Source organism: Cocleimonas flava (genome assembly GCF_004339015.1).
GTDB classification, from domain to species: domain Bacteria; phylum Pseudomonadota; class Gammaproteobacteria; order Thiotrichales; family Thiotrichaceae; genus Cocleimonas; species Cocleimonas flava.
In genome coordinates this window covers 700,399-714,755 of sequence record NZ_SMFQ01000003.1, presented here as the reverse complement: position 1 = coordinate 714,755, position 14,357 = coordinate 700,399, and the positions used below count along the sequence as shown (strand labels likewise).

Sequence of the window (14,357 nt, the reverse complement as noted above, 5' to 3'; positions counted from 1 at the left end):
TATTAGTAAAAACCTGAATGGTAAAAATGGATTTATTTAGGATAATTAGAGACTTAAAGTTGTTTAGTCATACATTGCCTAATGCTTATTTTTCATTGTAATGTGGTCAATATATATTAGTGAACCATTTTAACGCTTTTCATGCAATTTACTAACACTTGCAGATAAGCAGAAGAAGATTCCTGAAAATAGGCATTTGGGTTATTTAACGATTAAGCGTTTAGATAAGAAATAAAAAAAGGCTTATAAGTAGGGGGGTGGCTTTTTAAGGATCACCAAGAGCCAGAAATGGAAAGCCAAATTATCGAATTATCCGTTTCAACAAACGAAACGCTAAGTTAGCCAAACTCCATCGCAGATTCCGTAAGGAATCGTCGATGTACAGTGTTTACGCTGGATAAGAGCTTATTGATACTTTGGATTTACTTTAATTTCAGGGCAATTTTCCTTAATACAAAACTATTCAGCGTTCTCTTGAAGTTCTTTTAAGTATTGGAATAGTAAGCGTGAAGATTTCGGTGGTTTATTCTGTTGTGTTTCTTTATTGGCGTTTCTGACTAATTGTCGGATGTGTTGCCTATCTGCTTCGATTTCAGTCACTAGCTGTTCAATCAGAGCATTGTCACCCGCAATTAATTGGTCTCGCCAGTTTTCAAGCTGATGTAATGCCTCAACCTCTTTTTGTTGCGGAAGTGCTAATTGCTTTAGCTCTAGTTGAATCGTATCAACGTCTTCTTCGTCCATAATGCTTGAGATGAAACGAAATTGCCGTTGTAAAGCCGCTTTTTTCATCTTTTTGGCAGAAACCACCGCATCATACATACGCTCAGACAGGGTTACTTCATCCAGTTTATTTTGTGCAAGCTCTACAAGTTCGCGCCCAAGATCATGCAAGACCTTCATCTCGCGTTTTAGCTGGGTCTTATTCGGGCGAATTTTGTAAGGCTCGCCCGTGTGTGGGTTTATATCGTCAAGTTGGTGTGAATTATCAGTCATGGCCGTATTCTAGCGCAGGAAGGGCTTTTATGGCTATGGGATTGATTGATTTCTGCAAACTTCGTTGCCATAGCTGTTTCATACTATTAAGGGTGACTGGGTCTTTACTGCTGTTATAAAAGCTGATGTTACTCAAATGGTTTTGTTTTTCGTCTGCGGAATAAGTGTTTCCATGCACGATTCTTTGTAGATCATGCTGTTCCAACACGCGCTGTAATTGCACGGCAACTGGCTTGCCTGTTTCTAAGATTTCAATATTTTTGTCTTTATTTATGCCTGCGCCGATGCCGTTAGTAATATCTCGAATGGCGTCGATCAAGAAAGGGTAATGTGTGCAGCCAAGAATTAATGCATCAACACCCTCTGTAAGTAGGGGGGTGATGTAGTGCTTCAATAAGTCTTTTGTCTTTTCAGATTCAAGTTCACATGCTTCTACTTGCTCTACCAATCCGGGACATGCCTGAGCTAATACGCGTTTATCTGCCGCATATTGTTCTGTTAAACCCAGAAGTCGCTCACTGTTTATCGTCCGTTGAGTTGCAAGAACACCAATAATGCCATTCTTACTCAATTTGCTAGCGGGTTTAATGGCTGGTTCCAGGCCAATCACAGGAACATCTAGAGTCACTCTTAAAAGATCAATCGCCTCGGCAGTTGCTGTATTGCAGGCAACGACAATGGCTTTTACACCTTGGTCCAAGAGGAATTCAGAAACGATGAGTGATCGGTTGCGGACGTATTCAGCACTGTTGTCGCCATAGGGCGCGTGCGCTGAATCACCAACATAGATGAGATTTTCATGGGGAAGAAGTTGGTGGATTTCCCGAAGTACGGAAAGTCCACCAAGTCCTGAATCAAAAACACCGATTGGGCAAGGATCACCTGAATCACCCATGCTAAATGACATTTTGAAATACTGTGCGTTGTTAGGCGATCTTAACGTCCACGAATATAATTGATCATGGCGTTATATTTCGGTGACGTTGTTCCCGCTTTTTCTAGCATTGGGAAGTAATTACGATCATCAATTGCAGCAATGCCATTAAAGTGCATTAACATGCCGCCACCCGCGCGATTCCAGGCTCTTAAGTACTTGGTATATGCGTTACCCATTTGTGGGTTCTTATTCGCATTCGCGAACAGGCTAAAGACACGTGGATCTTTAATGCGATGCTGGCCATCAACACGAAGTAAATGCTGTCCGCCTTCATAAGCGAGTAATTGCACACCGTACTTTTTGGTAATTGCCACATTTTTAACCACACGGTCCTGAATAGCATTTTCAATTGCGCCGCCTGGGTAATTATCTTTTGCAAGTCCGCCATTCATGATCTCTCTAAACAGTTGGTTAACGCCATTGCTGCCAGAAGCTGCCCAACGTTTCACTAAAGGACGGTTCTCAATACGTGCAATGTAATCACCAAAATAGGGTGCTACTGCATAAGCATCAAAAGATTTGTAACAATCTCCACCCGCTAATGGGCAGGTCATTAATTCTTCAGCCATTTTTGGTGCAGATCCATAAGCAGATACAACACAAACAGCGCGATTGCCTAATACCTGCTTGAAGATACGGCACATTTCACGGCTACGTTTAGCGTTGTAGTTAAGCGCTAAGAACAAACGACGAGTACCAACGTTTTTGATGTCTAGTTTACCGCGTGGCCACAACTTAAGGGCTTTGCGAGTTGCATCGTGAGTAGCTGGGTACATTGAGTTCCAGATTTCATTAGAGTTCTCAACATACACTTTGTGTCTACCGTTTAAGCGAGCTTTAACGGTTTGTGCGAACTTGCGATAGAAATCATCCGACGCTAAATGTGGCATTGAAAACCATGGATCAGCCTGACTTTGGTTCGCTAGATCGACCATCGTTTCAACAGGCATACCAGCATTGTGATTGTAAAATGCAGACTGTGGAGTAGCGCGTTGATGCCACTCTGCCAGCTTGGTTAATTTAGTATTCTGCCAAGGCATGAAGCGAATAGAATTAAAGTTACGTGAAGTCTTTAAGTATTCCGGGTTGAAGGTCTGACGGGTATAAATGCTCGCATACTTCTGCGGAATTACTTTGATGTTGCGAATGTAATTGCGCGGGTTGATACGGGTAATATGTAAACGTAGATTACGTTTAGCCGAACGTAAATTAAAGTCGATGCGGCCTGGAATCTGACGTGTTACTTCTACATCGCCATGTACTTTAATGTCTGCATCACCTTCGTAGGTCACGAAATGTTTGCCGACAGGGAAGTTGTCTGGCATATCCCAGATTGCATTGATCGATGTGTAAATTGGGCGTTCGGCACGTGCAGGCAAACGCGTTGGCCAACCATTTCTGTCAACAGGAACCTGGTCAGATTCTTTGGTATTAAAAGATGTCTTCTTTGTACAACCAGGGTCAATAGGGCGATTTTGTTGCCAGTTAAATTCACACGATGTTATCCAGCCGCGTGATATTTTGAAAATATCGGTAAAAGGGTTTGATGAAGCTAAATGATGTAATCCACTGGTGTTATAACCAAGGCGGTTACCAGGAGCAGCTTGTGTGGCGGTTGATAATGACAAAACGAGCGATGCCAAAAGTGTACTGCTAAGCAGCTTGATAGATAACTTCATATTTATTCTTTATTCCTATGATTTTCTGGCAAATAAATCAAAACTGCCTAGAGTTTTTTGCCTTATATTCGAACTGTAAAAGCGCTCAAGCGTGATACGCTTGCTACTTCTTTGACAGACCCCTTTTGAATAGTTCAGGCGATTTTAACCTTTCCTTAAGTGGCTTGCACGAATATATGTAAGTTTATGAATTACTTCTGGTTAATCGTTAGTTTACTTTGTAAACAAGCAAAAAAGTGCCCGTAAGTGGGGAGGTGGCTTTCTTAGGCTCACCAAGAGCCAAGAAAGTCCATCGTAGATTCCGTAAGGAATCGTCGATGTACAATGGTCGATCAACAACTACTGTCCTTAAGACTCAAAAGCTACTATCAAAACTTCACCAAGAGCCAGAAAAGTCCATCGTAGATTCCAGAATAAACGACGTTCTTTAATCCCCAGCAACAATAGATTTAAACATTGCTTAAATCATCTTCAACCCAGACTTCAGTGATCTGAACACAATTATTACCAAACCCTGAATTATCCCAAGGTGGCTCAAGTGGTTGAGTGTCGCCATTGGCATCTGTGGCTCGGCACTTGAGTTGATGGTATCCCGCTTCTGCTTGCCAGTTAAATTGCCAGCGGCTCCAGGCGTACTTTTCATTAGCAGGGAAGACTTCTGCTTCAAACCAATCATCATTTATTCCAATTTCGACTTTGGTGATTGGTGTGCCAAAGCCAGACCAGGCGCGTCCTTGCAGTATTGTTTCACCAGCTTCTAATAAACGTTTACGGGTATACCAGTCTGGCTTGCCTGGCGGCACCATCAATGATTTCACACGAATTACTGATACTGGTGTGCCTTTATCATCCTTATCTTTACGATAAACATAGGTTCCAACTTGCTGATAACCTTGGAATTCATAGTCTATGGCTTCGATGCGGTTTAGCCATTTCACGCTTGCCATTCCGTACCAGCCTGGCACTACTAATCGTAATGGAAAACCGTGTTGTGGCGGCAATGATTGGCCGTTAATTTCCCATGCCAGCATTATGTCTGGGTTATTTGCCATTTCGATACTCAGTGCACGCGAAAAATCATGCTGTACGCCAGAGTCAACGCCTTCATCGGCGCCACTAAATACCCATTGTATTGCTTCGGTTTTAACATCTGCGGTTTTTAAAACATCAATCAGGCGTGTGCCTTTCCACTCTGCTGTGCCAACAGCTTCATACGTCCATGGCATGCTTGGCCAATGTGGCTTAAATAAGGCTCGACCATTACCTGCGCATTCCAGTGTTACTTGCTGAGTGATTTGTGGGAGTGACTTGAGGTAATCCATATCTAGGGTCATCGGATTATTGACCAATCCGCCAATTTCTAAAGACCATTGTTTTTCATCCTGAACATAAGGGATATCAAAATGACTGAGTAAATAATGCATGCCGATAGGGGTAACATCATGGCGTAAGGTTTCTAACGCGATACCTGAGTTACGATTTGCTAATAGCACTTCAAAATGATTGAAGTCTGTTTCTGAGTGTTTCTTGCTTTCCGGATTCAGAATAGGGTTAACAGTTGGATCTTTTTTTTTCATGGCTTTGGTCCGTTTTATCATCACAATCTAATACAGCAACAATCTATTACAATAAAATTTCTTACAGCAAGAAGTATATGAATGATCTGCCTAGAAAACATATATCAAACATAGATTATCAAAAATATGTTGATTATGTTTCTCTGTTAACACTCTTTATGAAAAACAATAAAATATCAATACTATACTTCTCAAATAAATTACAGAGTTGTCATTTCCCTGTGTTCGTTAAAACAGGTAAATGACATGAGCAAACCTAAACTAACAAAGCAAAGCAAAACGAAACAGCATAGCAAAGGAATAAAAAATGAAAGCAGTCGGATATTTAAAGTCGTTACCTATTGATCAAGCAGACTCATTAATGGATATCGAGATAGAAACTCCAGTAGCAACTGGTCGAGATATTTTAGTAAAAGTAGCAGCGGTTTCAGTAAACCCTGTTGATACTAAAGTAAGAATGCGAGCAGAAGCAGAAGGTGATCAACATAAAATTCTCGGTTGGGATGCAGTAGGAGAAGTCGTCGCTGTCGGTGAAGATACAGAGTTATTTAAGGTTGGTGATCAAGTTTGGTATGCGGGCGATATTACGCGCCAGGGTTCAAATTCTGAATTTCAATTGGTTGATGAGCGCATCGTCGGTACAAAACCATCATCACTGTCGAATGAAGAAGCAGCGGCAATGCCTTTAACCGCTATTACGGCGTATGAATTGTTATTTGCCCGTTTAGATTTTACGCCGGGTCAAACAGATGCAGATGCTGAGGCAGGTTCACCTAAACCAACTATCCTGATTATGGGCGCTGCAGGCGGCGTGGGTTCTATTTTAACGCAACTTGCAAAAAAGCTAACCAATGCAATAGTGATCGGTACGGCATCACGTCCAGAAAGCGAGCAATGGGTTCGTGATCTGGGAGCTGATCATGTAATCAATCATCACCAGCCTTTAGTTGCCCAATTAAATGATCTTGGTATTGTTAATGTGACGCATGTTATCAGCCTTAATCATACAGAACAGCATTTTCCACAGTTGGTAGAAGCGTTAGCACCACAAGGCAAATTAGCACTTATCGATGATCCAGAAAACGGGCTTGATGTAACGTTGCTTAAAGTTAAATCTTTATCTTTGCACTGGGAATTGATGTACACCCGTTCAATGTTCAATACATGGGATATGCAAAAACAGCATGATTTGTTGAATCAGATTTCTCAGTTGATTGATGACGGTGTGATCAAAACAACCTTAGGCGAGAACTACGGCACAATAAATGCAGAAAATTTGAAGCGCGCGCATGCTCATATCGAAACGAATCAAGCGGTTGGTAAAGTGGTACTTGAAGGTTTTTAAATAGGACCAAGCTTTTGACGATTAAAAAAGGGTGAATAGAGACTATCTATTCACCCTTTTTATTATTCTAAATTCAAATTTTCAAGTGATTCTTTCTACGTACTAATAACTCTTAAGTACTAACTCCCAAATACCGACTACTAATATCATCCGTCAACGCTTGTGGTGCACCATTCCAGACAGATTGGCCTTTCTCCAATATAAAGCATTGATCGCATACAGGGAGTAATTCCTTAAGAGTTTTATCGACGAGTAATATCGATTGCCCGTTTTCTCTCAGTCTATGAATAGCAGCCCAGATTTCTTGCCTGACTACAGGGGCAAGTCCTTCAGTGGCTTCATCTAAAATCAATAACTTTGGATTGGTTAATAAAGCGCGGCCAATCGCTAGCATTTGTTGTTCGCCGCCCGATAAAGTCGCGGCAGATTGTTTGCTGCGTTCTTCTAATCGAGGGAACAGCTGATGAATTTTCTGCATATCCCATTGGCCCTTTCTTTCTGTCGCTAACAGGTTTTCTTCGACCGTTAAATTCGCAAAACAACGGCGTCCTTCTGGGACGAGCCCGATTCCTTTTCGTGCAACGACATGCGTTGGCAACTTCGCCAGATTTTTACCGTTTAATGAAATAGTGCCTGTAAGTGGGGGGGTGAGGTTACAAATAGCGCGTATTGTGGTTGATTTACCCACGCCGTTACGCCCCATTAGAGCTACAACTTCGCCGGGATTGATCTCAAGACTGACATCAAACAATGCCTGCGATTTGCCATAGAAGACGGCTATGTGTTCGACTCTGAGCAAAGACATTAGTCATCCCCCAGATAGGCTTTTCTTACTTCTGGTGAAGCTTTGATTTGATCGGGTGAACCAGAGAAAATCAGTTTGCCATAAACCAATACAGAGATGCGATCAGAAAGCTGGAACACGGCGTCCATATCGTGTTCGATAAGTAAAATAGGTATTTCTGCTTTGAGGTTTTGCAGAAAGTTGATCAAACCTTGTGTACTGGCAGGGTCCAAACCCGCCATTGGCTCATCCAGTAATAATACTTTGGGTTGTAAGGCGAGGGCGCAGGCAACTTCTAATTCGCGGCGTTTACCGTGGGATAGTTGTGAAGCCAGCGTGTCTTTAAACTCGCTGATGTGTAATCGATCCAGAATCTTGTCGGCTTCGTCTATCAGGCTTTGGTCACTGGCTGCCGGTTTCCAGAAACGATAGCTAGAACCCTGACGTGCCTGAACCGCGAGCATCACATTGCGTTGCGCGCTTAGTTCCATGGCGAGGCAGGATACCTGAAAACTGCGGCCTAAACCTAAGCGGCTGCGTTTAGCCACGTTCATATTGGTGATATCAGTACCGTTAAGCGTGATAGAACCAGAATCTGGTTTTATCCATCCTGCGATTTGTCCAACCAGGGTAGATTTTCCCGCACCATTGGGACCGATTAAAGTATGGATTTCGCCTTGTTTAAGGTCGCAATTAATGGAATCACTAACGGTTAAAGCCCCATAACGCTTGGTGAGGTTTTCTATTTTAAGGACAGTACTGCCCAATGTAGTACTATTTGATGTATCAACGGTGGAATTAGTCATGTTGCTTTTCTCCCACAACCATTTTCATCAAACCGCCATTGGCATATAGCACCACAATGAGTAACACCAGACCAAGGAATAACTTCCAGTGTTCGGTATAACCGCCGATAAAGGTTTCGAGCAATACAAACAATGTAGCACCTAAAATGGGGCCAGATAAGCGACCTACGCCACCCAGTAATATAAAGATAATAATCTCGCCCGACATCTGCCAACTGAGCATATCAGGGCTGACAAAGCGGTTTAAATCGGCAAATAACGCGCCAGCGATGCCAGTGATCACGGCTGAAATCACAAAAGCTGTCAGTTTGATTGGATAAGGTCTGATGCCAACTGTGGCTAAACGTACATCATTCATTCTGGCAACTTGCAATGCCGTACCAAATCGCGAGCGTATGATGCGCGAACTCAGAAATACAGTTAACAGCAATACAGTAAAACAGATCAGGAAGAACACCAATTCATTATCAGTATCGTTCCCCAGAAACTGATTTCTGCTAGAAATTAATAAACCATCTTCTCCGCCATAATCGGGCCATGAAATCGCAAAGTAATACACCATTTGTGCAAAGGCGAGGGTGATCATAATGAAATAGACACCGCTAGTACGCAGCGAAATCAAACCGATAAACAAGGCGAGAAGGGCACAAATAATAATGACAAATAGCCAGATCGTAAGCATCTGATTAGTGCTGTCTAAGCCTGCAATAAATGAGGTGCTTTCACTAAAGTGCATGGCTGAAATGCCGGCTATATATCCGCCAATACCGAAAAATGCGGCATGCCCAAGACTTACCATGCCGCCATATCCCAATGCGAGATTAAGACCAACACCGGCAATGGCAAAAATAACCACGCGAGAGACTAAATTGACGTAATAGCCTTGATCTAACCAATAGGTGACTAAGGCGGTAACAAAAATTAAGCCAAGGATAATCAGGTTGAGAGCCTTTTCTTTAAAGCCTTTTTGATGAGTAGAATTAAGCATTGGCTGGGAATAATCCTTGTGGACGGATAGCCAGAATCACAGCCATTAAAATATAAACCAACACCGATGCAAGTGATGCACTCAGCGTTGCAACCTGACTATTATCGATAAACAATGCCAGAATATTAGGTAAGAAAACGCGACCTAATGTATCGACCAAACCAACTAGAATAGAAGCGACCAAAGCACCTTTGACCGAACCGATACCGCCAATAACAATCACCACCAAGGCAAGTATTAACACAGGTTCGCCCATCCCAACTTCTACTGAATAGAGTGTGCTGACAAGTGAGCCAGCCAAGCCCGCAAGTGCTGCACCTAATGCAAAAATAAGCGAGTAAATCACACGAATGTTTACGCCTAATGCGGCGATCATCTCACGATCGGATTCGCCAGCACGAATACGCATACCGAGACGTGTTTTGGTAATTAATAAATATAGTGAGTAAGCAATAATCAAGCCAATCGCAATGATAACCAGGCGGTAAATAGGGTAGGAACTATTGCTATCCTCCCCGAAAGAGAGCGGTATAGAACCCGATAACCAGCTTGGAATGCTGAGATACAACGGTGATGAGCCAAATATCCAGCTAGTGCCTTCAGATATGATCAAAATTAGCGCGAAGGTGGCAAGCACTTGATCGAGATGATCGCGATCGTAGAGTTTACGAATCACAACAACCTCGATAATCAAACCTGCAATCGCTGCACCGACAAATCCTGCCAGCAAGCCAAGTAAGAAAGAGCCCGTCATATTTGTGATAGTGGCGCAACAGAAAGCGCCAATCATATACAGTGAGCCGTGGGCGAGGTTGATCAAACCCATTACGCCAAATACCAGCGTCAAACCAGCTGACATCAGGAACAATGTCATACCGAGTTGCAAGCCGTTAAGGAGTTGCTCAAGAAAGAGGGCAGCTGTCATATCTATTTATTCGGGCGTTTAGGGATAGTAAAAGAAACAAAAAGTCACCCCCCTACTTATAAGCACTTTTTTCAGTAACAAATTTCGTTAATGAGAAAAAAGTGCCCCAAAGTAGGGAGGTGACTTATATGATGTAACTATTTTAATGAACAATGAATGAGCAATGATTAGCAATCAATGATCAAATGAATTACATCGCACAATCTTTAGCGTAAGCATCCTGATGATTTTCAAGGCCTTTGCTGATGATTTTATTGGTCAAAACATCACCTTCTTTAACCACTTCACGAACGTAAATGTCCTGAATTGGGAAGTTGTTATTTCCAAATTTGAAATCACCACGTGGCGATGCAAAGTCAGCTGCTTTAAGCGCTTTGCGGAATGCATCTTTATCACTCACTGGAGACTTCTTCAATGCAGATAAAATCAGATTAGCCGCATCGTAACCCTGACTTGAGTAAAGAGATGGAAGTTTGTTGTATTCTTTCTGATACGCTGCAACAAAGGTTTTATTCGCTTCGTTATCGATATCCTTATTCCATTGTGATGAGTTTTTAACGCCAAGTGCCGCATCGCCAACTGCACCCAGAATACCCTGGTCGAATGAGAACGCAGGTCCCATAACCGGGATTTTTGAACCAGATTGTGAATACTGTTTCATGAATGCGATACCCATGCCACCCGGAAGGAAGAAGAATACAGAATCAGCGCCCGATGCTTTAATTTTAGAAATCTCAACCGCATAGTCTTTTTGACCGAGTTTTGTGTAGATTTCACCTGCAACTTCGCCTTTATAGAAGCGTTTGTAGCCTGTTAATGCGTCTTTACCCGCTGGGTAGTTTGGCGCCAGAATGAAGGTCTTTTTAAGGTCTGCGCTGTTAGCGTAATTACCCATGGCTTCGTGTAAATTATCATTCTGCCATGCCACATTGAATGAGTTTTCATGACAGCCTTTACCTGCTAATGCCGAAGGTCCCGCATTTGGGCTAACATAAAAAACGCCTTTCTTAACCGCTGAAGGTATAACAGCCATCGCCAGATTAGAGAAGATAATACCGGTAAGAATATCGACTTTATCTTTTTGAATAAACTTGTCTGCGATCTGTACTGCTTTCGCTGGTTTACGGCCATCATCTTCGATGAGAAGCTCAATATCTTTATTGTCTGACATTTTTAGCGCTAACTGAAAACCATCTCTGACATCTTTACCAAGACTTGATCCACCACCAGAAAGCGTCGTAATCATACCGATTTTTGTGGTATCCGCTTGAGCCATAGTTGTCGCTGAAGTAAAAATGAGAGCCAGACTGGTCATGGCAATTGTTTTGATGGAGAGATTTGTTTTGAAGAGATTGGTAGCTTGCTTTGCAAAAAGTGTCATACGATTTCCTTTTAAGTTAAACGGAGCAGAGAGGTAACTGCAATGTAATCAAGTCGAATCAAGTGGAATCAATAGTATAGAAAAGTTTTGTTGAAACGCCTACTATGATTCGCTTAAAAAAGTGCCTAAAAGTAGGGGGGTGACCTCAATTCCATTAATTTTCAATCGAATACGATTAGTGTAGGCTAGTAAAACAAGCATAAAGCAATTAATTCAAGCAATCTGCACGATTGTTTTTGTTGTCATATTTTTTCCATATTTTTGTTATTAGATAGTAGGTGCTGAGATCCCATGAAAAGAATTGAAACGCTGTCATTTGATGTGTCTTATGACGAACTCTTTTCAGAAAATAAAATATCATTTGGCGATGTGATTTTGACTAACCCGGATGAGTCGTTTGAATTACAGCTACCACAAATGATTATCACGCTGGATGAATTTTCGAAGTTGTCAGAAATAGAGGGTTTAGAAGCGTTTAAAAGCACTGATGTTTCTTTAGATACAGATACAGTCGAAGCATTGATTCAGGCTTATTACAAACTAAAACGCTATAACATTGTTGAGTCGACTATCGAAAAAATCGAAGTAGAAGGCAAGACCTGTTATCTGCAAAAAGCTATTTCAAGCATTCAACATCAGGAAGAAGAATTACGTTTTTTCCACCTTTTTGCCACTGTATGCATTGATGATCAATACATTCTGGATTTAACCGCTGATTGTGAGTTGTCGGTAAGAGACACCTACGAGCCGTTATTTTTAAATATACTCAAGGATATCCACTACAAAGGTCATTATTCGGATCACTGCGCAGAACTAGAGCAACAGATTGCTGATTATGAAGAAAAAACCACTTCGCTAAATATTGATAATATCAACAATATGAGTGTACTGGATGTTATGGATATACCCGAATTTTGCATTCCCGACGATGGAAATGAAGTGTTTGAGGTTGGGGAGTTTGCTTTCAAACTGGATAGCGAGAATAGCGTTTTTCAAATCAGTGATTTCTCACATACCTTCGGTGTCAAAATTCATCTGCCCGGCAAAAATGATAAACACTTTCAACGTGCTGTAGAAAGCCAATTGCTTAATGAACATATCGATTACTTTGGGTTTGATATTGAATTGAAACAGGTGTTTGAAAATAATATCCCGACCGGAGTTTTTGAGTTTGAGGAGGGTAAATCTAACGCGCCCCTCTTTCTGCATCTTTATTGTAGAGGGTTTGAATACAGTCTGGATTTTTTTGGAAGACTAGAGTTAAAAGAAGGGTGGTTGGGTTTAAATGGTTACTTAAAACCACCGTATGCGAATACGCCCCTTTTTCAGGTAAGGGTCTATTGTAAAATCGATGCTGAACAACTGGACTGGACTAATTATACTTTTTCCTATGCTGAATCTTTACAAGCCAATCCTGATGACGTGCGCTATTTGTATATTGAAAAACCAGATTTTGTGGAACTACCCAAAGAGGTTCTGGCGTTTACTCAACTAAAAACACTCACCATTTTGGGTAATTATAATTACGCTGATCAAGAAAACTCATACAGTCCTTTAAATGAGATTCCAAAGTCTATCGCTAATTTTAAACAATTAGCGTCTTTAAGTATTTCAAATACTTGTATAAAGAAATTGCCAGATAGTATCGGTGAGCTTTCAAACTTAAACAGGTTGCAATTGACTAATAATTTACTCGAAAGTATTCCAGAATCATTGATGCAGCTACCGGCTCTAGAACATCTTTATCTCAACCATAACCACCTAACACATTTACCTGATGAGATAAGTTTACCTGGTTTGAAACAGATTTCGTTTTCCAGGAATCGATTAACCACGTTACCCAAAGCCTTAGCGCTTCAACCACAACTTAATAAAATTGAAATTGAATACAACTGCTTTACGCATCTACCAGAAGGCTTAAACAGTATTGAAAACATCGTTTTAGAATTACCTGAAAAGCAACGACTGCTCGATTACGATTATAAAGGCGCAGATGGAAAAGGCACTGTTGATACCAACGATTCGCTGTTTTTAGCCAGTAACGATAAGCAATTATTGCAACAACTACAGTCAGCAATAACCAATACGGTGTTCGAGAAACATCAGCAGGCACTGCAAGATGTGGCTTTAAAAGCGGTCTGCCTGCAAACCACTGAAGCGGATGATTACAGTATTCTTGGCAATACACGTTTTGGTGGAAAACCTGACCTGCCTGAAGGCATGGCATATCCAGAATTTGAATCGAGTTATTATGAAAGAATGTGTGGTTGGCAATTTATCGCACAGCTTAACTGCGCTGATTTAGTCGATTACCAGGCATATTTGCCACGTACTGGAATGCTCTATTTCTTTCTGGAAGATCAGGAAAGCTTTGTTTGTAAGGTGATTTATTCGGATACGACAAAACTACAGTCAGCCAAAGACTTAGACATTGATGATGATTATATTGGTGATGATGGCGGCATTTATGCGCCATTCGAAGCTACCGAAACGACTATGATTTCGTTACCGCATTTTTATCGAAACGATCCTTTGTTCAAAGAAACCACATTAGAGAACTTTTACGCCAGTAAAGAAGTCGATGAATATCATAAGATACAGGACGAGTTATCGAAAAAGCTCGGGGTAAAAGGGATCTATCAAAGCTGGAATGACTGCTATTATGCTGATAGTCATCATGCAATTAATACTTATGTGTTTACCCAGAATGAGTCACCTCAAGAACATGCGGCATTAATAAAAAAAGGCAAACTGGAAGACTGGGTGATTTTATTAAAGGTCTATTCTGACAATAATTGTGGCTTCTGCTTTTGGGATGCGGGTGAAATTTCCTTTGTAATACACAAGAGTGATTTGGCTAAATGTGATTTTAGCAATGTGGTTTGCATGCTTGAAACCAGTTAAAAAAGCCCCCAAAGTAGGGGGGTGGCTTAAGGTAT

The 14,357-nt window shown here is 41.4% G+C and carries 11 protein-coding genes; 2 read left to right on the top strand and 9 right to left on the bottom strand.

Annotation, left to right across the window (positions count from 1 at the left end; all coding sequences use genetic code 11):
* Positions 1–459 precede the first annotated feature (459 nt).
* The 4 genes from yjgA to EV695_RS09220 all read right to left on the bottom strand — a co-directional run bounded on the left by yjgA (position 460) and on the right by EV695_RS09220 (position 5,189).
* Positions 460–996, bottom strand: coding sequence for a ribosome biogenesis factor YjgA (yjgA, locus tag EV695_RS09235; RefSeq protein WP_131905640.1), 537 nt, complete (start codon positions 994–996; stop codon positions 460–462).
* On the bottom strand, positions 989–1,903 hold the full coding sequence (murI, locus tag EV695_RS09230) for a glutamate racemase (RefSeq protein WP_243651546.1): 915 nt from the start codon (positions 1,901–1,903) through the stop codon (positions 989–991). Before murI ends, yjgA begins: the two co-directional genes overlap by 8 nt.
* 29 nt (positions 1,904–1,932) lie before the next feature.
* Positions 1,933–3,612: a hypothetical protein gene (locus EV695_RS09225; RefSeq protein WP_131905639.1), complete on the bottom strand. Its 1,680-nt coding sequence runs from the start codon at positions 3,610–3,612 to the stop codon at positions 1,933–1,935.
* 449 nt (positions 3,613–4,061) lie between these two features.
* Positions 4,062–5,189, bottom strand: a complete 1,128-nt coding sequence (locus EV695_RS09220; RefSeq protein WP_131905638.1) for a sulfite oxidase — start codon at positions 5,187–5,189, stop codon at positions 4,062–4,064.
* Between the two features lie 307 nt (positions 5,190–5,496).
* Between EV695_RS09220 and EV695_RS09215 the strand changes: the two genes are divergently transcribed.
* Positions 5,497–6,534 carry a zinc-binding alcohol dehydrogenase family protein gene (locus tag EV695_RS09215; RefSeq protein WP_131905637.1) on the top strand — a complete coding sequence of 346 codons (1,038 nt, stop codon included), beginning with the start codon at positions 5,497–5,499 and terminating at the stop codon, positions 6,532–6,534.
* A gap of 112 nt (positions 6,535–6,646) precedes the next feature.
* Here EV695_RS09215 and EV695_RS09210 read toward each other — a convergent pair whose 3' ends face one another.
* The 5 genes from EV695_RS09210 to EV695_RS09190 all read right to left on the bottom strand — a co-directional run bounded on the left by EV695_RS09210 (position 6,647) and on the right by EV695_RS09190 (position 11,418).
* The gene (locus tag EV695_RS09210; protein WP_131905636.1) at positions 6,647–7,339 is read right to left on the bottom strand and encodes an ABC transporter ATP-binding protein; all 693 of its coding nucleotides are present in this window, start codon (positions 7,337–7,339) and stop codon (positions 6,647–6,649) included.
* A complete protein-coding gene (locus EV695_RS09205; protein ID WP_207907065.1) occupies positions 7,339–8,124 on the bottom strand; it encodes an ABC transporter ATP-binding protein in 786 nt (261 codons plus the stop codon). Before EV695_RS09205 ends, EV695_RS09210 begins: the two co-directional genes overlap by 1 nt.
* Positions 8,117–9,112 (bottom strand): branched-chain amino acid ABC transporter permease, encoded by a 996-nt coding sequence (locus EV695_RS09200; protein WP_131905635.1) that lies wholly within the window; start codon positions 9,110–9,112, stop codon positions 8,117–8,119. Before EV695_RS09200 ends, EV695_RS09205 begins: the two co-directional genes overlap by 8 nt.
* Positions 9,105–10,037, bottom strand: coding sequence for a branched-chain amino acid ABC transporter permease (locus EV695_RS09195; protein WP_131905634.1), 933 nt, complete (start codon positions 10,035–10,037; stop codon positions 9,105–9,107). Before EV695_RS09195 ends, EV695_RS09200 begins: the two co-directional genes overlap by 8 nt.
* Before the next feature lie 190 nt (positions 10,038–10,227).
* On the bottom strand, positions 10,228–11,418 hold the full coding sequence (locus EV695_RS09190) for an ABC transporter substrate-binding protein (protein WP_207907027.1): 1,191 nt from the start codon (positions 11,416–11,418) through the stop codon (positions 10,228–10,230).
* A gap of 291 nt (positions 11,419–11,709) precedes the next feature.
* On the opposite strand from EV695_RS09190, the gene EV695_RS09185 reads away from it, so the two are divergent.
* Positions 11,710–14,322: a DUF1963 domain-containing protein gene (locus EV695_RS09185; RefSeq protein ID WP_131905633.1), complete on the top strand. Its 2,613-nt coding sequence runs from the start codon at positions 11,710–11,712 to the stop codon at positions 14,320–14,322.
* Positions 14,323–14,357 lie beyond the last annotated feature (35 nt).